The sequence below is a fragment of the Cobetia sp. 10Alg 146 genome (assembly GCF_029846385.1).
GTDB lineage: Bacteria > Pseudomonadota > Gammaproteobacteria > Pseudomonadales > Halomonadaceae > Cobetia > Cobetia marina.
The window spans coordinates 380,328-401,995 of record NZ_JARWKT010000001.1 but is presented as its reverse complement, the minus strand read 5'-3'; the positions used below and the strand labels follow the sequence as shown (position 1 = coordinate 401,995).

Genomic DNA, 21,668 nt, shown 5'->3' with positions numbered 1-21,668 from the left:
AGCCGGGCAGAGCCTTGGGGGCTGACGAGTGATGCAAGAGAGATGACATCGTCAGGGGTGGCTCGGCCGTTTCTTGTCGTATGCGTGTTCGAAAGCGTCGCTGTCAGCTCGGCGACTCAGCTCGGCGGTTCAGCTCAGCGGCGAGTCGCTGATGCGGATGGCGACCGGTGTCGGGTCGTAGCCGTTGCAGGGGTTGTTGAGCTGCGGGCAGTTGGAGAGCAGCACGTAGACGTCACGTTCGGCGACCATCTCGACGTACTTGCCCGGGGCGGACAGGCCGTCCTCGAAGCTCAGGCCGCCATCGGCGGTGACCGGCACGTTCATGAAGAAGTTGATGTTGTGGCCGATGTCGCGCTTGGTCAGGTCGTATTTCGGGTAGCGGGCGATGGCCAGCATCCAGTTGTCACGACAGGAGTGCATGTGACGCTTTTCCAGGTCGTAACGCACGGTGTTGGACTCGCTGGAACAGGCACCACCCAGGGTGTCATGACGGCCACAGGTATCGCCGGTGATGGTCAGCAGCGCACGGCCCCGAGTGGAATAGAGCACGCTGCCGGTGGTCAGGTAGACCTTGCCCTGTTCGCGTACGGTGTCCATCGCGCTGTAGCGCTCGGCGGTGTCGTCGGCCGAGAAGAACAGGGTGTCGGCGGCCTGATTGCCGTGCAGGTCAGTGATGCGCAGGTGCTGACCGGCGCGCGCCAGCCCGATGAAGTGATCGCCGGCCTCGACGGTGCGCTCAAGCTCGCGCGGCTGCTCGGCCGGGTCTGCGTAGCTCAGCGGGGCGTCGTCCGTCGTGGCCGGGGCGTGGGCATGGGGGTGTTCGAGTGTCGAGGTGCACATGGGGATGTCCTTTGTCCTTGTCATCTGGGGCGTCGTTTCCAGTTGCCACTAGCCAGTCGGCGTGGCGTCCGTCTGCTGTCCAGGGGCGCCTCAGCCCGCCAGGTGATAGAGCTGATTGTTGGCGAAGGCGCGGGCATTCTCGGGGCGCGACAGATAGCAGGCGTCGTGCTCATCCATCGTTGTCGCGGTGCCGAAGGTCATGTCCACGCCGCGCAGCGGATAGTCCTCGGCGGGGTCCAGCGGGTGCGGACAGGTGTGCAGCATGACGAGGGTGTCCATCTCGAAGCGCAGGGTGACGCTGTCGCCGGCGGCGCAGTGGTCGGTGACGTAGTGCAGATTGGCGTCTTCATCGGCGCGCACGCGGGAGAACAGGTTGAGGTTGGCGCACAGGTCGCGCTCGCCCAGACCGTACTTGGCCATCTCGATCAGCAGGCTGTCATGGCCGCTGGGCGTGAAGTCATTGAAGGCTTGCTGATAGGCCTTCTTGTGCCAGCCCTTGGCGGCGAAGTGCTGCTCCATCAGGTTGCCGCTGGCGCTGTCATGCCAGCCCAGATCGTCCTGGATGATGGAGGCGAAGATACGGCCCATGTCGGAATACAGGCAGTGCCCCTCGGTGAGGCGGAAGGTGTGCTGACCCTTGAGGGTGTCCGGCAGATTGAGACGCTCAAGCGTGTCCAGCGGGTTGTACATCACCAGGCCGACATTGGCGTTGGCTTCGCGGGCGGTCAGCTTGAGCGCGCTGCCACGCGGCATGCGCATCGACCAGTGATGGCCGCCGGGCAGATGGGTCTGATACTTCGCGGTGAAGCTGGCGCGGGCGGTGGTTGCGGCATCAAGCGGTATGTTCATTGATTTGGCCTCCGGTGAGAGTGGCTGGGGAAACGGAGTGGGCTGGCGTCGTCAGCGTTTCGTGCGCGAGCGTCGTCTGGTCAGCGCCCGTCTGGACAGAGCCCGGCTGGTGAGCGCCCGGCTGCTGAGACGACGCCTTGGTCTTGCTGCGCTCGGTGGGCAGGTCATAGGTGATGGTCGAGCCATAGGCCTGCGGGGCCTGCGGGTCGACACGCACCTTGTCGAACACCCAGACGCGCGAGCCCAGCTCGAACGCTTCCTTGAGGTCGTGGGTGATCATGAAGATGGTCAGCTGCTGCTCTTCCCACAGACGCAGGATGAGCTGGTGCATGTCCTTGCGGATGCCCGGGTCCAGTGCGCCGAAGGGCTCATCCAGCAAGAGGATGCGCGGCTTCATCATCAGTGCCTGGGCGATGGCGAGGCGCTGCTGCATACCGCCGGACAGCTCATGCGGGTACTTGTCCAGCGCGTGGGACAGGCCGACTTCTTCCAGGCGTTTCTCGGCGGCGACCCGTGCCTCGCGACGCTTGGCCCCGAACAGCTTGCCGGTCAGCGGGGCACGCGCCAGCTCCTCGGCCATGATCACGTTGCCGAGCACCGTGAGGTGCGGGAAGACGGAATACTTCTGGAAGACGATGCCGCGGTCAGGCCCCGGCTCGCCGGGGATGGGCTTGCCGTCCAGCAGCAGCTCACCGCGCGAGACGCCCTCGGTGCCCAGCAGCAGCTTGAGGAAGGTGGTCTTGCCGCAGCCGGAGGCGCCGACCAGGGTGATGAATTCCCCGGCCTCGACGGTCAGGTTCATGCGTTCCAGCACGACCTGCTGGCCGTAGTGCTTCTCGAGACCCTTGGCGTGGATGAGGCTCATGATTGGCTCTCCTCAGCGTGGTACCAGGGGAAGGCGCGGGTCGAGACGAGCACCAGCAGACGGTCGAGCAGGAAGGCCAGCAGCGTGATCCAGGCCACGTAGGGCAGGATGACGTCCATCGCCAGATAGCGGCGCACCAGGAAGATGCGATAGCCGAGGCCGTCCTGGGCGGCGATGGCTTCCGCGGCGATCAGGAACAGCCAGGCGCTGCCGAGTGCCAGACGCGTGGCGCTCAGAAGGCGCGGGGTCAGCTGCGGCAGCAGCACGCGGGTCAGCACCTGCCAGGAGCTGGCACCCAGGGTCTGGGCCTTGATCAGCTGCTCATCGGGGAGGCGCAGGGCCTGATTCTGCAGGTCGCGAATCAGGAAGGGCGTGATACCGATGACGATCAGCGCGATCTTGGCCAGCTCACCCGTCCCGAAGGCGATGAACAGGATCGGCAGGATCGCCATCGGCGGAATCAGGGATAGCACGGTGATCAGCGGGGACAGCTTGGCGCGCAGCAGCGGCAGGCCGCCGGTGAGCAGGCCGACGCTCAGGCCGATCAGCGCACTGATCAGCACGCCGGCCAGCAGGCGTTCGAGGCTGGCGAAGGTGTCGGTCCACAGCGGCAGATCGCCGGTGCGCACGTTGACCTCGGTGGCCAGCTTGGCGAAGGACTCGCCCATGGACGCGAAGGACGGCAGCAGGCGGTCGTTGGGGTTGTCGAGCAGTCGCTGGTTGGACTGCACGATGTAGAGGATGGCCAGCAGCGCGAAGGGCAGGCCACCGAGCAGCCAGCGGCCACCACGGGAGGGTGTCAGATTGATCAGGCGTTTCATGCGCGGGCTCCACGGGTGCGAACGAGAGGTGCGGTCGAGGGAGGCGGTCGGTTCACCAGCCACAGAGACAGCTTTCCTGCGGCTGGTGTGCGGCATCCACCGCGTGGCGTTACTGGCTGTCGGCCAGTGCGGCGGTATAGCTCGGGTCGAAGCGCAGCATCACGTTGCCCTCATTGCCGACGATGCCGGCAGGCGTCTCGATACCGATGAAGCCGGCATCCGGCGCGCCTTCGCCCAGCAGCCCCTGCGCGAAGCTGAAGTCGGCGATGTGCTGCATGGTGTCCTTGAGGCCCGGCGCATTGAAGGCGGCCACGGCCTCGGCGGGGGTGTAGTACATGTGGGTCGCGGCCAGCTGGGCCTGATAGCCGGCGAGGTCGGTGCCGGCGGCATCGGCCATCTGGGAGAGCGCGGCTTCGTCACCGGCCTTCATCTTCTCCATCACCTCATACCAGGCGCCGACCAGCGCGTGGCCGAAGTCCGGGTTGTCCTTCAGGGTCTGGGTATTGACGACCATCAGGTCGAGAATCTCGCCGGGGATGTCACTGGAGTTGAAGACTTCGGTGTAGCCGGGCATGTCCTTGAGCGTGGCCAGCTGCGGGTTCCAGGTCACCACCGCCTGGGTATCGGTGTTGCTGGCCAGCGCCACGATATCGGCATCGCCGGTATTGGTGGTGGTGAGATCGCGCTCGCTCATGCCGACGCTGTCCAGCGCACGTGCCAGCAGGTAGTGGGAGACACTGAATTGCACCAGATTGACCTCACGGTCCTTCAGGGACTCGATGGAATCGCCGTCGCGGACCATCACGCCGTCATTGCCATCGGAGTAGTCGCCCAGAATCAGCGCGGTGGAATCGACACTGCTGGCGGCAGGGAGGGTGAGGGCATCCATGTTGGTCATGGCGCAGCCATCGACATTGCCGGAGGTGTACTGATTGATGGACTCGACGTAATCGTTGACCTGCACCACATCGATGTTGATGTCGTACTTCTTAGCCCACTTGTCGACGATGCCCTGGGTATCCGCGTATTCCCACGGCATCCAGCCGGCATACACCGACCAGCACACGCTGAAGGAATCCTGCGCCATGGCCTGCGGGCTCAGCGATGCGCCAAGCAGCAGCGCGCCGGCCAGCGCGGCATGTCGGGAGGTCTTGCTGGATACTGCGGATACCGCAGGGGAATCAGATGCGACAGCAGCGGATGGCGCCTGAGCGCAGGCATCCGAGAGGGAAGTTGTAGACGGGGAAAGGCGAGCGGGCTGGGTCATTGTCGTTATCTCCGGCGGAAAAAGTGAGAGGCGCCGACCTTTTCAGGCGTTGCGTCTCCCGGGCTTTTGTCCCGCCGTGTAACCCCCAGCTTGGAGGTCGAGTGCTCTCGGACCAGTCGTGACGGCCATCAGCCAGTCACCGGAACCCTAGCGCTCCATTGGTGTAGATTTTCGATTGTTGTATGCCTATCGGTGCCTCGATGAGTATCTAGCAGGAAGTGTGCCTGAGAGAATTTCCTCATATAAAACAATGCTATATAGGATTTCATACAGCATGGATATGTATATCGAAAGTGTACCCTGCACCAATTTGATGAATTTTTCCGTCTCTTGCACCTCGGTGAAGTCAGTCGAGAGTGAGTGCAAGCCATTAGTCAGTTGAATTAGATGTTTTTATGTAATGTATTTCAATATCGTAGTCTATTGAATATCTGATAGGGTCAATTTTTTGACTAAGAATTATTTTAGTGGCATATATATTCAGTATTAGTCTTGACTTAATTTAATAGTGTTAAATTGTAAGTAGCTATTAAGTTGTTTGGTCGTTAGAGGTTTGTTGGTTCTTTGATATAATAATAAAAAATATTCCTATGATTTTTTGTTTAACCCCATCAGCTTGATACACCGCAGTCTCAGCTAGGGTTGCGGTGTATCAAGTCTAGCTTTTTTAAATGTTAATTAGCTACTGCTATAAATAGCATTATTTATTTCGTTTGAGCTATTTATGATAAAGGAGTCATCTATATCTACCTCTTCCCAAGCCCACTCTAGCTCAAATTCACTACCTACTGATTTTGAAGTATAATGTAGATATTTTTCATTTTTTGCGCTAACACGTTCGACCATAACATCAAAGTCATCTGGCTCTAATATTATTAAGTTATGTAATTTAGGAGTGTGTTTCCAAAATCCACTTGTACTTTTAAAAAAGTTATAGGCATTTTCCATCATTGGAGTAGTATCAGATCCACATAAGTATTTACATAGACTAATGCCATATAATTCTGTATATCTATTGGTATCAAAATCCATTAAAGGTTCTTGGGTGTTGATTTCAGTAACGACTAAGTCACTATCTTCATACGAAAATCCTAAACATGGAATTTCATCTATATATATAACAGTGCCTCTTTTTCTCAAGCTTTCAGCATACTCTGCCGCAGATTCAAAGTCAGGATGCATGCAGTCTTCTCTATATTTTTGAGACCATGTACTATTCCAAGCATTTCTACCGGTAGTGACAAAGTATATTTTACCTACGAAACTATCGAAAAGGTTATGATGAGATTTAAAGTTGCTACTGTAAATTCTTCCTAAAGGTTCCATTGCTATCCTATGTATCGATGATATTTTATTTTGTGTAGGGTATACTTAACCGATGCAGTGATATCGGTCAAGAGCTGAGTATAAACTTGACTGAAATTTAGAAGCCAAGCTTTCAAGCGTAGAGAAAATGAGTTATTGGGATGAAAATTGAACTGAACTGAGGCGTGCCGCCGACCGAGCTACGTCATCTTTGCGGGCGCATTGATGAGCTTTACGCTGCGTTGATCACCAATGGTCAGATGGCGACCGAGGTGAACCAGCGTGGCTATGACGTGGTAAGCGGTGACGGTGAGCGAATCTCGGTCAAGACCACTGCGATGATGGGCGGTGGAGGCCATGTTGCTTTCAATCCCCGCCCGCTGGAGGAAGTGGAGCGCATCATCATCCTGCGTATCAATACGGAAGAGATGCAGATCGAGAAGTTGCTGGATGCCACAGTGGAAGAGGCAAAGTCGTTGATGTCACCGGAACGCGCAGGCAAACAGAGCATCTCGTTGTCTCGACTGGCCAAGACTACGAAGCCACGCAGCGAGCTGAAATCCGTGCGTGAAGTCATGTTCGCATCTTGTCTTGTTCGCGAACTTGAGAACGGCAGCATCGAAGTCGAGCGCGATGATGGTCAGGGGATGCAGGCAGTGAGCCCTGTTCAGCCAGTGCTGCGTGAATTGGCAAGACAACTGCATCTGCCGCTGGTCAATGGCAACGGAAATCCGCACAACACTCGTCAGCTGGGTAGTCTGGTCATCAAGAGTCTGAGTGAGTCGTCGCATATCTAGTCGCGAGAGAGTCATCATATGAAGCACTGAACAAGGGGCCATGGCGGCCCCTTGTTCAGTGATACCGATTCTGATGTCTCATGTGGACTGTGTTGCATTGAATGTGCCTTGGCCTATCCAACAGCGTGATCAGCTCGACATGGCTTAGTTCTTCGCGGCTTTCATCCCATGACGCCCGACGGGCACCATCATCGGCTTGCCGGTGACGGGGTCCGGGGTGATGTGGCTTTCCAGCCCGAATACCTCCTTGACCATCTCGCGTGTGAGTACCTGCTCGGGCGGGCCACTGGCATGAATCTGGCCGTCTGACATGGCGATCAGTACATCCGCGTAACGTGCGGCCAGGTTCAGTTCATGCAGCACCATCACGATGGTGGTGCCGCGAGCGTGGTTGAGGTCCGTCAGCAGGTCGAGCACTTCCACCTGATGATTGATGTCGAGGAAGGTGGTGGGCTCATCCAGCAGCAGAATGTCCGTCTGCTGGGCGAGCGCCATGGCAATCCAGACACGCTGGCGTTGGCCGCCGGAGAGTTCATCCACCGCGCGTTCGGCGAGCGCGGCGGTGTCGGTGGCGTTGAGGGCTGCCAGCACCGCGGTGTCATCGTCACGCGTCCAGCGCTGGAACAACCCTTGATGCGGGTGACGCCCTCGGCTGACAAGATCCAGCACCGTGATGCCTTCCGGGGCGATCGGTGACTGGGACAGCAGCCCCAGCTGGCGGGCCAGTTGGCGTGCCGGCAGGCGGTGGATCGACTTGCCATCCAGCAGCACCTCGCCCCGCGAGGGAGGCAGCAGGCGCGAGAGCGTGCGCAGCAGGGTGGATTTGCCGCAGGCATTGGCGCCGACGATCACGGTGATCTCGCCCGGAGCGATGTCGAGGTCTATCGACTCGAGCACCGGTCGTTCGGCATAGCCTGCCGTCAGGCCATTCACGCACAGGGAAGGGTGGGTCATGAGGAAACGACTCGCTGAGATGACGGGTGGTGAGGATCGGAGGAGGAAGATGGCGGCGTCGGCTGCCTGCTGCGTCGTTGTCTGCGCCCTGAGGGCCCCGGCCCTTGATGTTCCCGCATCAGCAGCAACAGCAGCACCGGTGCGCCCAGCACGCCTGTCACCACGCCCACCGGATAGCGCGCAGGCAGCAGGAACTGGCCGATGAAGTCGGCGACCAGCATCAACAATGCCCCGATCAGGGCGGCCGGGATCAGCATGGAGCCGCGTCGCCGGAACAGGCGCGTCGCGATGGGCCCGCTGACGAAGGCGACGAAGGCCACCGGGCCGACCACCGCCGTGGCGCAGGCGACCAGCCCGACCGCCGAGAGAATGATGATGAAGCGCGTGAGCGAGAGCCGCACGCCGAGACCGCTGGCCATGTCATCGCCCATGCGCATGACGTCCAGATGCCGGCTCATCATCAACAGCAAGCTGCCCAGCAGGCCCAGTGCCACGGCAAGTGGTGGTAGCTGACTCAGGGTGATGCTGTTGAGGCTGCCGGTCATCCAGCGCAGCGCCTCCTGCAATGACCAGCTGGGCGCCTGCGTCAGCAGATAGGCGGTGATGCTCTGCAGCATGGCGCCCAGTCCGATACCGACCAGTATCAGCCGTGCCCCGGCCACCCCCTTGCGCCAGGAGAGGGTGTAGATCAGCAGCGCCACGCCAAGCGAGGCGGCAATCGCCAGCAATGACACCAGCGTGCCGCTCAGCGACAGCATCACGATGGCGAATACCGCCGCCGTGCTGGCGCCGGCACTGATGCCGATGATGTCCGGACTGGCCAGCGGATTGCGCAGCATGGCCTGGAAGGCGGCGCCGCCCAGTCCGAAGCAGCAGCCCGCGAGAATCGCGACCAGCGCACGCGGCAGGCGCAGCTCGGTGATGATGAAGCTGGCCCCCTGCACGTTCTCGCCCAGCAGTACCTGAAGCACCGTGAGTGGGGGAATGAAGCGCTGTCCCTGCATCAGGACAAGGCTGAAGACGGCGAGCACCACGGCCAGCAATCCCCAGAGCGTGAGGCGGCGCTGGCGCTTTCGGGCACGCCGCAGGCGCGTCAGGGTGGCACGTGAGGTGGGATGCGTCGCAGACGAGGCGTCAGGCAGGAGAGGGCTCACAGTGATTTCACCTTGTGGCGACGGACGATCCAGATGAAGAACGGTGCGCCGACCAGCGCCGTCATGATGCCCACGTCCAGTTCGGCGGGGCGTGCGATCAGACGTCCGAGAATGTCCGCCGAGGTCAGCAGCAGGGCGCCGGCCAGCGCCGAGAGCGGCAGAATCCAGCGGTAATCGCTGCCCACCATCAGGCGACAGACATGCGGCACCACCAGCCCGACGAAGGCGATGGGGCCACATACCGCGGTGATGCCACCACATAGCAGAATCGCGCCCAGTGCCGCCATCACCCGCACCCGCGCCACGCGTTCGCCCAGCCCGCTGGCCATGTCATCGCCGAGCGCCAGCAGGTTGAGTCGGCGCGCCGAGAGCCCGCAGATCAGCAGGCCGCTGAGCAGGAAGGGCAGCGCCGGGGTTATCTGTGCCCAGGTCGCGCCGCCGACACCGCCGATCAACCAGGACTGGATCAGCCCGCCGATGTCGGCGCGCGGCAGGATGATGGCCGTGCTCAGCGAGCTCAGCGCCGCCGAGATGACGGCCCCGGAGAGTGCCAGGCGCAGCGGGGTCGCCCCGCCACGCCCGAGACTGGCGATCAGATAGACCACCACGGCGCTCAGTCCCGCCCCGAGAATGGCCAGCCACAGATAGTCGCTGGCCTGCTGGATGCCGAACCAGGCGATGCCGATCACCACGGCGAGCGCCGCCCCGGCATTGACGCCGAGCAGCCCCGGGTCTGCCAGCGGGTTGCGGGTCAGACCCTGCATCACGGCGCCCGACACGCCCAGCGCCGCCCCGGCCAGCATGGCCAGCAGGGTGCGCGGCAGGCGGCTGGCCACGGCGGCCTCGGCCATCGAATCCAGCGAGCCGTCCAGCAGCCCCGTGATGTCGGCCCAGTGGGTCACCCGCGCACCGAAGGCCACCGACAGGGCGAGGCTGGCACACAGCGCCAGCCACAGCAGCAGGGTGCCCAGCCAGCGCCGCTGACGGCTGGCCGACAGTGGGGTGAGATCACTCGCCCTTGCGAGCGGCGACGGACAGCTGGTCAACATAGTCGTCAAGTACCCAGGGAATCGAGAGAGGTGTGGGGTTGGCGGCAGTGCCCATCGGGCCGTTCTCCAGCAGCACCACGGCGTCCTGCTGGATGGCGGGCAGGCGGGAGGTCAGCAGATGCTCGTTGAGGCGGTCGATCAGCGGCTGGCCACCGTAGGTCAGCACGATATCGACATCGGCCAGCTCATCGAGGCGCTCGGCGCTGATCTGACCGGCAGAGCGACCCTCGACGGCGGTCTCGCTGACGAATGGCGGCGAGACCATGCCCAGCTCGTGGAAGAAGCGCACTCGGGCATCGTTGTCGTTGTAGAAGGCGATGCGGCTCAGATTGGTGGGGTCGATGTGGCTGATCACGATGATCGACTTGCCCTGGATCTCGGGATGATCCGCGATGTTCTCGGCGATCCGGGCCTCGAGTCGCTCGATCAGCGCCTCACCCTCGGTGGCCATGCCCATGCCGGCACTGTCGTGGCGGATCATGTCGCGCCAGCTGGAGGACCAGCGCGGCCCCGGACGTGCCACCACCGGCGCGATCTTGCTCAGTGTCTGATAGTCGGCCTCGCTCATGCCGGAATAGGCCGCCAGGATGACGTCCGGCTGGCTGGCGGCCACCGCTTCGAAATCGATGCCATCGCCCTCGTCGAACAGCGTGTACTCGCCGGCGTCAAGCTCCTCCAGGCGCGCCTTGACCCACGGCATCATGCCGTCATCGTCGTCATCCCCGAAGGCCTGGCGCGGAAAGCCCACCGGTACCACGCCGAGTGCCAGCGGCACCTCATGATTGGCCCAGGCGACGGTGGCGATGCGCTGCGGCTTTTCCTCGATGACCGTCGTGCCGAAGGCGTGCTGGAGGGTGATCGGGTAGTGCTGGGCGTGCCCTGCCGCTGGTGAGGCGTCAGACGCGGATACCGTGGAGGGGGTGTCAGCGTGAGATGTCGCTGATGCCTGTGCCTGGGCGGCAGGCACGAGACTGGCGGCCATGATGGCCAGGCCAATGGCGCAGGAAAGTCGTGTGAGTCGTAAGGGAGAATCCTTTTTCAATCGGGTCGCGGATGACAGCCCCTGAATCGTGAGGGGCTGTCCAGAGGAAAGGCTGGCCATCGGAAGGGCTGGCCATGAGAAATGACGCGCCTGTCCTCAGAAGTCGTAGGTCATGCTCAGCAGGGCACTGCGCGGCGCACCATAGAGGTACTGGCTGTAGAAGCCTTGCTGGGTGTAATACTCCTCATCGAAGAGGTTGGAGACGTTGAGCTGGGTACTGAAGTGGTCATTGATGCGATAGCGCGCCATGGCGTTGGCCAGGAAGACATCGCCCTGACCGACCTTGGCGGTGCCGGTCGGGGTATCGGCGTCACGATAGGTGTCGCCCTGCCAGGTGCCGCCGGCGCCCAGGGTCAGGCGTGACCAGTCACCGGGCAGCTGCCAGGTGGCGTAGACCTTGGCCTGCTGGCGTGGATAGCTGGTATTGAGCTGGGTGCCATCGGAATCCTCGGCATCCACCAGCGCGTAGCTGGCGGAGAGGTTGATGCCCGGGGCGACTTCACCGGCCACTTCCAGCTCGAACCCTTCCACCACCGCGCCGTCGGATTCGGTGTAGGCCTGATCGGTGGTGCCCGCGACATAGACGCCGGGGATCTCGACGGCCAGATTGTCCTGCTCGCTGCGGAAGACGGCGAAGGACACGTCTGCGCGGTCATTGAACAGCTCGGCCTTCAGGCCCGCTTCATAGCTGGTGCCTTCCAGCGGATCGAGCAGGGCGCCATCGGGGGCGCGTTCACTCTGGGTGTTGAAGATCTGCGTGTAGCTGGTGTAGGCGGTGAGGTTGTCGGTGATATCGACGATCAGGCCGGCATAGGGCGTGAACTCGTCGTTGTACTCATAGCTGCGCTCACCGCGATAGTCCTGGTCGATCTCCCAATCCGTCAGGCGGGCACCGAGGATCAGATGCACGGGGTCTGCCAGCGAGAAACGCGTGACGGCGTAGATGCCTTCCTGCCTGGTCTCGGTGTCATCGCTCAGGCCCCACTCGCCCCATTCGGGTTCGGCCAGCGCCGGGTCGTCACGATCGGTGAAGCTGCCCAGCGCCGGCACGCTGCTCGCCGGGGTGCGACTCCAGATCTCGTACTCTTCCTTCAGCTGCATATAGCCGAAGCCCAGCTGATGCTCGCGACCGAACAGCTCGAAGGGACCTTCGGCGCTCAGGTTGAGGTTCTTCTGGGTCCGGTCTCCGCGGTAGTCCAGCAGATAGGAGCTGGTGGGCACCTGGCGGTTGGTGTCGTAGTAGAGGATGCCGTTGTCACGGTCGACGTAACCGCCACGGTAGTTGTAGGTCAGCCCGTAATTGGCGTCGCCGTGGCTGTAGGCGGCGGTCGCCTTCCAGCCATTGGCGAAGTAGTGGGTCAGGTCCGCGAAGCCACGCGTGTTCTCGGTGAAGAAGTGGGCCCACTCAGTATTGTTGGCGACTGACTGATCGAAATCGGTCCGCGAGCCGTCGGTGTAGTAGAGCGGCACGCCTAGATAGGCGCCGCCCTGGTCGTAGCGCTGGTATTCGACGCCGACATTCAGTTCGGTATCCGGTGTCAGTTCCGCGGCGATCACGCCGTAGAGGGTCTCGCGGTCATTCTCCACGTCATCCATGAAGCTGTCGGAGCGGTCCTTGGCGGCCACGAAGCGCACGCCGACCTTGCCGGCATCATCCAGCTGCGTGCTGACATCCACCACACCACGGCGGCGGTCCCAGCTGCCCACGGCGCCCGTCACGCTGGCGGCGGCTTCCTCCAGCGGCTTCTTGCGTACGAAGTTGACGGTGGCGGAGGGGTCGCCCACCCCGGTCATCAGGCCGGTGGCCCCGCGAATCACCTCGACGCGATCATAGATGGCGGTGTCCCACTCGGCGTCACCGAAGGGCCAGAAGCTGCTGGTGTTGCTCTGCTGACCATCGAACTGGAAATTGCGGATCGAGTAGCCACGCGACTGGAAGTTGGTGCGCGTGCCATCGAGACGATTGGAGGACACCCCCGGCAGGCGGTTGACGGCTTCTGTAGTGCTGGTGAGCGCCTCATCGTCCATCTGCTGGCGGGTCAGGAAGCTGATCGACTGCGGTGTCTCGCGCGGTGACAGCGTCAGGCCATTGGCGCGGGTGCTGGCGCCGACCGTGTAGTCACGGGTCAACTCGGTGGTGGAGGTCTGCGCTTCACCGACGATGGTCATGGCTTGCAGCTCACGCGTCTCGTCAGCCGACACCAGGCTGGGAGATGCAGCGCTAGCCAGCGCGATGGCGAGGGTCAGTCGTGACAGTGGCAGTGCAGATGGCGCGGATGGATGTGACACGTTGGCGTTCCCTGAGTGCTTTTATAAGAATGATTATTATTCACTGTGAGGGGCGGCCGATGTTTTGCGAAATGCCAGAAAGCCTTTGCGCAGCGCCAGACTTTGCACGAATCGAGGAACTTTTCGCGCGTTGATGCCCATGCTGCCGGCGTTGGTGAGAAGAATTGCTGAGTAGAACTGCTGAGAAGAACTGCTGAGAAGAACTGCTGAGAAGAACTGCTGAGAAGAACTGAAGGGAGGCATTGAAGAAAGGCGCTGGAGAGGTGCTGGAGAGAGGCGCTGGAGAGGTGCTGGATAGGTACTGAAGAGAAGTGCGAGGGAAGGGGCCGGCGAAAAGCGGCTCGCTGATAAAGGGCAAGGGAAAAAGGGCAAGGGAAAGGAAAAGGGGCAAGGAAAAGACATGCCCGCCGGCAGTGGCCCCTGGCGGCGTTGCGAGAAGCGGGGCATCGGGTTACGGCGGCGCAACCGCGTGATGGATTGTGAGGCTTACGAAAGTCTTATATGTTGGTTTTGCTCATAAAGTATCAATAAATATAACGACAAGGACATGACATGACAGACGTTTCAGAGGCGGTGGTAGCAGAAGCGGTTAGGCCACAGCAGAGCCTTCATGAGCAAGGCATGACAGGGCAGGGCGCCGGCGAGACGGCGCGCAAGGCGCGGCCGGCGTCTCCCTCACGGCGCGGCTTTTTGGGCATGAGTGGCGCAGCGCTTGCCGGTGCGGCCCTCGGACAGTTCCTCCCCGGCATTCCGCAGGCCTTCGCCAAGGAGGCCCCCGCGACGGCGGCCACGCTCACGCCTTCCGCCAAGGCGCCGGTGCGACTCAACTACAACGAGAATGCCCTCGGCATGGCCCCCTCGGCGCAGCGTGCGGCCTCGGCGTCCATCGCGCATTCCAATCGTTATCCCTTCGCCCACATGGGCAAGTTGCAGTCACTGGTGGCGACGCATCACAAGGTGACCCCTGAAAGCGTGCTGTTCACGCCGGGCTCTTCCGATGCGATTCGGGCCAGCGTGCTGGCGCATGCGACCCCGGACACTCAGCTGGTCATCCCGGAACTCACCTACGGCGATGGTGCCTTGTACGCCGGCTTCTATGATCTGGCGATCAACAAGGTGCCATCCTCGCGTGAGGACTGGTCGTTCAAGCTCTCCGACATGCAGCAGGCCGTGGCGGACCACGCCGGCCCGTCCATCGTCTATCTGGTGAATCCCAACAACCCGACCTCGACCATCATCTCCAGCGATGCGCTCTACGCCTGGGTCAATGCCAGCCGCTCCGACACGTTGTTCATCATCGATGAGGCCTATGCCGAATTCGTCAATGACCCGGCCTTCCGCTCCGCGGACAGTCTGGTGGCGGGGGGCGCGAAGAACGTGCTGGTGCTCAAGACCTTCTCCAAGATCCACGCCATGGCGGGACTGCGGGTCGGCTATGCGGTGGGCGACGCCGAGCGTCTCGAGCATGTCTCGCATTACGTGGAAGATGACGCCATGACATTGTCCTACCCCGGGGTCATGGCGGCGACGGCCTCGATGCAGTCACCGGAGTTTCTGGCCCACAGCAAGCAGAGCAACGACGAAGCGCGTGCCATCTTCACCGCGACGCTCGATGAGCTGGGCTGGGAGTATCTACCCAGTCAGACCAACTTCGTCTTCCACCGCATTTCCAGGCCGCTCAAGGAATTCCAGGCGGACATGAAGGCGCGTCATGTGCTGATCGGTCGAGCCTTCCCACCCGCAGACGGCTGGTGTCGCATGTCGCTGGGCACCCCGGCGGAAATGCACTACGTGTCAGCCGTGTTGCGCGAGATGAAGGCGAAAGGCGTGGTGTGATCCGCATCGGCTCTTGCTGAAGCCAGCAGAAACCGGCATGCATCGAGACACCCCGGCAATCAGGTGTCTCGATGTGTTCGGTATGGTTCGCTCGGTTCTCGCGTGACCTGCTTCTCTGTTCTAAACCTCCTCATTATCTTGACCCCGTTTCTCTGTCGCAAGGCGCTTCGCCGTTATTCGCTCTTGCACTTGCTTTCACATCCCTGATTATTCCCACAACACTCCCACTTGCGCTGATTCAACTCAGTGCTTGATATGGATCAAGTCGTGAAGGCCTACAGGCGCTCATCATGGCGATGAGCGATCAAGGAGAGCTTGCCGCCTGAGGCAATGTTCATGGTCAAATATTGCGAGAAGACCGTCTTGTTGAGTTTTTCTATATGGGGCATCGGGTCGCTGCGGCATTTTGTCCTGCGACAACATGCTATGCGACATCGTCGCCGTCTCTTTCTATGATATTGATCATAGTCAAGAGATGGAAAGAGTCGTGAGTTTTTGCTAATGGTGTGACGCCGTGACCCATTACGGTTCGCCCGTGAACCTGTCGCCGGGCAAGTTCCCGCCAGAAGGAACATGCCCAGCCATCCTGATGATCGTTATCGTGAGGAGTTGCCCATGGAACTGGATCCCGTGATCCTGTCGCGAATACAGTTCGGATTTGTCGTGTCATTCCACGCCGTCTTTCCGGTGTTCACCATCGGATTGGCTTCCTATGTCGCCTTGTTGCACGGCCTTTATTACAAGACCGGCAATGCCGCCTGGGACCGACTTGCCGCCTTCTGGGTGAAGGTGTTTGCCGTCGTGTTCGCCATGGGGGTGGTCTCGGGCATCGTGATGGCCTTCCAGTTCGGCACCAACTGGAGCAACTTCAGTTATGCCAGCTCCAACTTCATCGGGCCGATGCTCAGCTATGAGGTGGTGACGGCGTTCTTCCTTGAGGCAGGCTTCCTCGGCGTGCTGCTGTTCGGGCGTGGCAAGGTGCCGGAAGGGGTCCATCTGTTCGCGGCCCTGATGGTGGCGCTGGGCACCTTCATCTCCGCCTTCTGGATTCTCTCCACCAACAGCTGGATGCAGACACCGGCGGGAGTGGAGATGGTGGACGGCCACTTCTTCGTCAAGGATTGGGCCGCTGCCATCTTCAATGCCTCCCTGCCGTATCGCTTCGCCCACATGGCGATCGCCTCCTTCCTGACCGGTGGCTTCGTGGTGGCGGGGGTGAGTGCCTGGTATCTGCTGATCGGGCGCGATGTCGACGCCAACAGGCGTGCGCTGTCCATGTGCATGTGGCTGCTGCTGGTGCTGGCACCGGCGCAGGCGGTGGTGGGTGACATGCACGGCATCAATACGCTGGAGCATCAGCCGACCAAGGTCGCCGCGATGGAAGGCAACTGGGAGACCCAGTCGGGTGCGCCGCTCCTGCTGTTCGCCTGGCCGGACAAGGAGGCGCAGATGAACCACTTCGAGATCGCGATCCCGAAGCTGGCCAGTCTGATCCTGACCCACGACCCCGATGGCGTGGTGCCGGGGCTCAAGGAGGTCGCACCTGACAAGCAGCCGCCGGTGTGGTTCGTGTTCTGGTCGTTCCGCGTAATGGTGGCGATGGGGCTCTTGATGATCGCCGTGGCCTTCATCGGTGTCTTCCTGCGCCGCGATGGCAAGCTCTATCGCTCACGTCCCTTCCTGCAGACGTTGCGTCTGATGTCCATCGCGCCGTTCTTCGCCGTGCTGGCGGGGTGGTTCGTGACCGAGGCCGGGCGCTCGCCGTGGCTGGTCTACGAGATGATGACCCAGCAGGAGGCCGTCACGCCGTCACTCACCGGCTGGATGGTGCTTACCACGCTGATCGGCTATTTCCTGGTCTATCTGGTGGTCTTCGTGACCGGCAGTTACTACCTGACCCGCGTCATCCGTGGTGGCATGCAACCGGAACTGCCCCATGACGATGTCGAGACCGCGATGCGCCCGCTGTCCGCTGCGCACGAGAGTCTGGACGATGATGCCAGCCGCACGGTAAGGAGTTGAGCTGATGGAAATGATCAATCTGACAATGATCTGGGCGCTGATCATCGGCTTCGGCGTCATGATGTACATCCTGATGGATGGCTTCGATCTGGGGGTGGGCATCCTGTACCCCTTCGCACCCGATGAGCACGCCCGTGACGTGATGATGAACTCGGTCGCGCCTATCTGGGACGGCAACGAGACCTGGCTGGTGCTGGGCGGGGCCGGGCTGCTGGCGGCCTTCCCGGCGGTCTACACCATCCTGCTGCCGGCGCTGTATCTGGGGGTCTTCCTGATGCTGGCGGGGCTGATATTCCGGGGGATCGCCTTCGAGTTCCGCTTCAAGTCCTCGCGCAATCGTCACTGGTGGAACATCGCCTTCAGTGGCGGCTCCTTCCTGGCGACCTTCTGTCAGGGCGTGGTGGTCGGCGCCTACATCCAGGGCTTCGCCACCGAAGGGCATGTCTACGTGGGCGGCGCCTTCGACTGGCTGTCACCGTTCACCGTGATCACCGGACTTGCGCTGGTGGCGGGGTATGCGCTGCTGGGCGCCACCTGGACCATCATGAAGAGCGAGGGCGAGGTGCAGGAATGGGCCTATCGCATTACGCCGAAGCTGCTGATCGCCGTACTGGTGGGCTTCGCGGTCATCAGCCTCTACACGCCGTTCGTGGATGAGTATGTGCGGGAACGCTGGTTCGACCATCTGGGCGTGTTCTGGGTCTTCCCGGTGCTGGCGCTGTGCTGTGCGGCGCTGATCTGGCGGGCGGTCAACAAGCGTCAGGAAGGGCAGCCCTTCGTCGCGACGCTGGGACTGTTCCTGTTCACCTATCTGGGGCTGATCTTCAGCAAGTGGCCGTATCTGGTGCCGCCGGACATCACCCTGTGGGACGCGGCCTCCGCGCCGGAGTCGCAGCTGTTCCTGCTGCTGGGCGTGCTGTTCGTCATTCCGATGGTGCTGGGCTACACCGCCTGGAGCTATTGGGTGTTCCGCGGCAAGGTACAGGGGGTCGGCTATCACTGAGTCACTCAAGGCCCCGGTCGGCAAGGCTGACCGGGGCACGCTTGACCGGGGCACGCTTGACCGGGGCACGCTTGACCGGGGCACCCGGGAACGACGCCAGGCAGGCAGATGGCTCCGACAGCAGGCGACGCGAGAGCGTCGCCTGCTTGGATTTGCGGCCTTGTCCGGGATCGTGGCGGGTATCCTGACGGTCGCCCAGCTGGTACTGACGGCCTGGGTGATCACCGAAGCCATCGAGCATCCCGAGTCATTGGGGGCGCTGTGGTGGCCCTTCATCGGCCTGCTGGGGTTGCTGGGCGCGCGGGTGCTGGCGAGTGGTGGTCAGGAGCTGCTGGCCCAGCGTGCCAGCCAGCGACTGCGACAGGCCATTCGTGGCGAGGTACTGACGGCACTCGAGACGCTGGGGCCGGTGCGCGCCGCCCAGTATCATAGCGCCGATCTCGCCCAGCGCTGGGTGGAGCAGGTGGAGGCCCTGGAAGGCTACTTCGCGCGCTTTCATGTGCAGATGCGTCTGGTGGTGATCACGCCGCTGCTGATTCTGGCCATCGTGGTCAGTCTGGACTGGCTGGCGGCCATCCTGCTGGCGCTGACCGCGCCACTGATACCGCTGTTCATGGCGCTGGTCGGCATGGGGGCCGAGTCGCTCAATCGTGACCAGTTCCAGGCTGTCGCGCGGCTGTCGCGCCACTTCGTGGATCGCGTGCGCGCCATCACCACCTTGCGCCTGTTCGGACTGGGGGAGCTGGCGACCCGCGAGGTGACGTTGGTGGCCGATGACTACCGCAAGCGCAGCCTGCGCACCTTGCGGCTCGCCTTCCTGTCATCCGCGGTGCTGGAGTTCTTTGCCTCGGTGTCCATCGCCGTGGTCGCCATCTACATCGGCTTCGGCCTGCTTGGTGACATTCCCATCGGGCCAGCCGATGAGCTGACCCTCTTCAGTGCGCTGGTGATCCTGCTGCTGGCCCCCGAGTTCTTCCAGCCGCTGAGAACCCTGTCGCAGTTCTACCATGATCGCGCCTCGGCGCTGGCCGCCTCCGAGACTCTGATGGAGATTCTCGAGGCTGCCGACATGGCGCCGCCTCGCCACGCCGATACCCGCCCAGACGCGACGGGCGAGCTGATGTGTCTGACGGATGTCCGTCTGAGCCACCCCGAGCGTGGGCAGGTACTGGGCCCGCTGGATCTCGCGCTGAGGCAGGGCGAGGTGCTGGTCGTCAGCGGGGCCTCCGGGGCGGGCAAGTCGACGCTGCTTCAGGTGATGGCCGGATTCGTCGCCCCGGACAGCGGGCAGCGTCAGATAGCCCCCGCCACGCGTCTGGCCTGGATGGATCAACGTCCGCTGCTGATGCAGGGCAGTCTCGCCGACAATCTGCGTATCACCGCGCCGCAGGCCAGTGACGCCGAGATCATCACCGCACTTGAGCGCGCAGGGCTCAAGACCGAGCTTGCCGCCTTACCGCAAGGCATCGCGACACCGCTCGGCGAAGGCGGGCGCGGGCTGTCCGGTGGGCAGGCACAGCGGCTGGCGCTGGCGCGGGTGTTTCTGAGCGATGCCTCGCTGGTGCTGCTCGATGAGCCCACCGCCAGTCTGGATGCCGAGACGGAACGTTATCTGATCGCGGGCTTCGAGTGGCTGAGCGCTCAAGGGCGGACCCTGGTGATCGCGACCCACCATCCGGCGCTGATCGCCATGGCGACGCGTCATCTGGTGCTGGAGGAGGGGCGAATCCTGCCAATGACAGCCACGGCGACGAGCCTACAGGAGGACGAGCGTGACGCACCCCGAGACTGACGGCGTGACCCTGCGCGAGGCGCTCACGCGCCTGGCCCCCTGGTGGCGCCTGCATGATCAATACCGTCGCCGTCTGATACTCGGCGTGGTGCTGATGATGCTGACGGCCTGTTCGGCGCTCGGCCTGCTGGCGGTCTCCGGCTGGTTCATCACCGCCTCCGCCCTGACGGGGGCTGCGCTGGCCGCCGGTGCGGGCATGACGCTGGATGTCTACACCCCCGGCAGCGGCATTCGGCTGTTCGCCGTCTCGCGCACCGTGTCGCGCTATCTGGAGCGGCTTTACAACCACGACACCATCCTGCGTCTGCTGGCCAGCCTGCGCGGCACGGCCTTCGCCGCACTGGTGACGATGGACCCCGCGCGGGTGGCGGCGCGGCGCTCCAGTGATTGGCTCAATCGCCTCACCGCGGATATCGACACCCTTGATGCGCTCTACCTGCGTCTGGCGGCTCCGCCACTGATGGCGCTGGGTCTGATCGCGGTGCTGGTGGCGCTGGTCGCTGTCTGGCTGCCGGTAACGGCGGCGTGGCTGGCGGGGTTCCTGTTGCTGAGCTGGGCCTGGCTGACACTGGGGCAGGCGCGCTGGGGGCTGGTGGCCAGTCGGCGACGCGTCACGACATTGGAGTCGTTGCGCTCGGCGCTGATGGAGACGTTGCGGGGTCAGGCGGAACTTGAGGCCTATGCGGCGCTGGGCAGTGCCCGTCAGCGCCTGGATGAGATCGAGACCCGCCTGTTGAGAGATCAGTGGCGACTGGCGGTGATCACGGCCATCGGCAATGGCCTGGCCAGTCTGGTGATCGGCCTGTCGTGGTTGCTGTTGCTGGCGGCCGCCATGCAGGGAATGACGGATGAGCGACTGACGCCGGCGGTGATGGTCATGCTGCCGCTGGCGGCCATGGCGTTGAGTGAGGGCTTGGCGGGATTGCCGGCGGCCTTCACTCAGGCCGGTGCTACCCTGGGCGCTGCCGAGCGACTCAATGAGCTGTCCTCCGCCACGCGGCCACTGGAAGGTCGGCAGACCCTGGTCAGCGGTGCCGTGCAGGTGCAGATCCAGCAGGTGTCGTGGCGCTATCCCGGTGCCTGGTTCGAGGCGCTTGACGAGATCACTCTCGAGATCACCCCCGGCACCCAGATGGCCATCTGCGGTGCTTCCGGCTCCGGCAAGTCCACGCTGGCGACCTTGCTGACTGGCCAGACCCGGCTGCAGAGCGGCAGCATCACGCTCAACGGACAGCCCATCGACGCCTGCTCGCCCGAGTCACTGGCCCATGCTGTGGGATGCCTGACCCAACAGGTGGAATTGCTGGATGCCAGCCTTGCCGACAACCTGCGGCTGGGTGCGCGTCAGGCCAGTGATGAGGATGTCTGGCAGGCACTGGAGGCGGTGGATCTCGCCGAATGGGTGGCGCAATTGCCCCAGGGCCTCGCCACCCGAGTGGGTGAGGGAGGTCGGCAGGTCTCGGGCGGGCAGGCGCGGCGCCTGGGGCTGGCGCGCCTGGTACTGACGGATCCGGGGCTGCTGATTCTGGATGAACCCTTCTCCGGGCTGGATGCGCGCACGGCACAGCGCATGGCACAGCGTCTGGAGGGCTGGTTCAAGGCGCGTACGGTGATCTATATGCTGCATGAGCATGACCTGGCATCGCCGCGTCCCGGTACGCAGAGCATCACTCGGGTTCACTCACTCCCGGTAACGAGTAGCGCTCTGGCGCAAAAGGAGCTCTGATCCCGGAATCCTCTCCGTGGCCATCGACCTGGCTTGCAGAATGGCATGCACGGCTAA

17 protein-coding genes and 1 riboswitch are annotated in these 21,668 nt (G+C 62.4%); of the genes, 6 read left to right on the top strand and 11 right to left on the bottom strand.

Going from position 1 to position 21,668, the window contains the following annotated elements; genetic code table 11:
* Nucleotides 1–129: 129 nt before the first annotated feature.
* The 6 genes from QD172_RS01650 to QD172_RS01625 form a co-directional block, all read right to left on the bottom strand.
* Nucleotides 130–840 carry an urea amidolyase associated protein UAAP2 gene (locus QD172_RS01650; RefSeq protein ID WP_279854676.1) on the bottom strand — a complete coding sequence of 237 codons (711 nt, stop codon included), beginning with the start codon at nucleotides 838–840 and terminating at the stop codon, nucleotides 130–132.
* Between the two features lie 90 nt (nucleotides 841–930).
* Entirely contained in the window at nucleotides 931–1,689 is a 759-nt protein-coding gene (locus tag QD172_RS01645) for an urea amidolyase associated protein UAAP1 (protein ID WP_279854675.1), read from the bottom strand.
* Entirely contained in the window at nucleotides 1,673–2,554 is an 882-nt protein-coding gene (locus QD172_RS01640; RefSeq protein ID WP_279854674.1) for an ABC transporter ATP-binding protein, read from the bottom strand. The genes QD172_RS01645 and QD172_RS01640 overlap by 17 nt, the downstream gene beginning before the upstream one ends.
* The gene (locus tag QD172_RS01635) at nucleotides 2,551–3,375 is read right to left on the bottom strand and encodes an ABC transporter permease subunit (protein ID WP_077371317.1); all 825 of its coding nucleotides are present in this window, start codon (nucleotides 3,373–3,375) and stop codon (nucleotides 2,551–2,553) included. The genes QD172_RS01640 and QD172_RS01635 overlap by 4 nt, the downstream gene beginning before the upstream one ends.
* Nucleotides 3,376–3,484: 109 nt before the next feature.
* A complete protein-coding gene (locus tag QD172_RS01630) occupies nucleotides 3,485–4,462 on the bottom strand; it encodes a putative urea ABC transporter substrate-binding protein (protein WP_279854888.1) in 978 nt (325 codons plus the stop codon).
* 233 nt (nucleotides 4,463–4,695) lie between these two features.
* Nucleotides 4,696–4,804, bottom strand: a riboswitch (guanidine-I (ykkC/yxkD leader).
* A 516-nt stretch (nucleotides 4,805–5,320) separates the two neighbouring features.
* A complete protein-coding gene (locus QD172_RS01625) occupies nucleotides 5,321–5,968 on the bottom strand; it encodes a hypothetical protein (protein WP_279854673.1) in 648 nt (215 codons plus the stop codon).
* A gap of 164 nt (nucleotides 5,969–6,132) precedes the next feature.
* Here QD172_RS01625 and QD172_RS01620 point away from each other — a divergent pair, with 164 nt between their 5' ends.
* Nucleotides 6,133–6,744: a hypothetical protein gene (locus tag QD172_RS01620; protein WP_279854672.1), complete on the top strand. Its 612-nt coding sequence runs from the start codon at nucleotides 6,133–6,135 to the stop codon at nucleotides 6,742–6,744.
* Nucleotides 6,745–6,888: 144 nt separating this feature from the next.
* On the opposite strand, the gene QD172_RS01615 is transcribed toward QD172_RS01620, so the two are convergent.
* From QD172_RS01615 to QD172_RS01595, 5 genes are all read right to left on the bottom strand, one after another.
* A complete protein-coding gene (locus QD172_RS01615; protein ID WP_279854671.1) occupies nucleotides 6,889–7,698 on the bottom strand; it encodes an ABC transporter ATP-binding protein in 810 nt (269 codons plus the stop codon).
* Entirely contained in the window at nucleotides 7,695–8,852 is a 1,158-nt protein-coding gene (locus tag QD172_RS01610; RefSeq protein WP_279854670.1) for an iron chelate uptake ABC transporter family permease subunit, read from the bottom strand. Before QD172_RS01610 ends, QD172_RS01615 begins: the two co-directional genes overlap by 4 nt.
* On the bottom strand, nucleotides 8,849–9,901 hold the full coding sequence (locus QD172_RS01605; RefSeq protein WP_279854887.1) for an iron ABC transporter permease: 1,053 nt from the start codon (nucleotides 9,899–9,901) through the stop codon (nucleotides 8,849–8,851). Before QD172_RS01605 ends, QD172_RS01610 begins: the two co-directional genes overlap by 4 nt.
* On the bottom strand, nucleotides 9,861–10,883 hold the full coding sequence (locus QD172_RS01600) for an iron-siderophore ABC transporter substrate-binding protein (RefSeq protein ID WP_279854669.1): 1,023 nt from the start codon (nucleotides 10,881–10,883) through the stop codon (nucleotides 9,861–9,863). The genes QD172_RS01605 and QD172_RS01600 overlap by 41 nt, the downstream gene beginning before the upstream one ends.
* A 156-nt stretch (nucleotides 10,884–11,039) precedes the next feature.
* The gene (locus QD172_RS01595) at nucleotides 11,040–13,232 is read right to left on the bottom strand and encodes a TonB-dependent siderophore receptor (protein WP_279854668.1); all 2,193 of its coding nucleotides are present in this window, start codon (nucleotides 13,230–13,232) and stop codon (nucleotides 11,040–11,042) included.
* A gap of 552 nt (nucleotides 13,233–13,784) precedes the next feature.
* Here QD172_RS01595 and QD172_RS01590 point away from each other — a divergent pair.
* The 5 genes from QD172_RS01590 to cydC all read left to right on the top strand — a co-directional run bounded on the left by QD172_RS01590 (nucleotide 13,785) and on the right by cydC (nucleotide 21,611).
* Complete coding sequence (locus tag QD172_RS01590; protein WP_279854667.1) at nucleotides 13,785–15,068, top strand: histidinol-phosphate transaminase; 1,284 nt, start codon at nucleotides 13,785–13,787, stop codon at nucleotides 15,066–15,068.
* Nucleotides 15,069–15,683: 615 nt separating this feature from the next.
* On the top strand, nucleotides 15,684–17,090 hold the full coding sequence (locus QD172_RS01585) for a cytochrome ubiquinol oxidase subunit I (protein WP_279854666.1): 1,407 nt from the start codon (nucleotides 15,684–15,686) through the stop codon (nucleotides 17,088–17,090).
* A 4-nt stretch (nucleotides 17,091–17,094) separates the two neighbouring features.
* On the top strand, nucleotides 17,095–18,093 hold the full coding sequence (gene cydB / locus QD172_RS01580; protein WP_077375744.1) for a cytochrome d ubiquinol oxidase subunit II: 999 nt from the start codon (nucleotides 17,095–17,097) through the stop codon (nucleotides 18,091–18,093).
* 142 nt (nucleotides 18,094–18,235) lie between these two features.
* Nucleotides 18,236–19,885, top strand: coding sequence for a thiol reductant ABC exporter subunit CydD (gene cydD / locus QD172_RS01575; RefSeq protein WP_279854886.1), 1,650 nt, complete (start codon nucleotides 18,236–18,238; stop codon nucleotides 19,883–19,885).
* The gene (gene cydC / locus QD172_RS01570) at nucleotides 19,866–21,611 is read left to right on the top strand and encodes a thiol reductant ABC exporter subunit CydC (protein ID WP_279854665.1); all 1,746 of its coding nucleotides are present in this window, start codon (nucleotides 19,866–19,868) and stop codon (nucleotides 21,609–21,611) included. Before cydD ends, cydC begins: the two co-directional genes overlap by 20 nt.
* The last annotated feature ends 57 nt before the right edge of the window (nucleotides 21,612–21,668 follow it).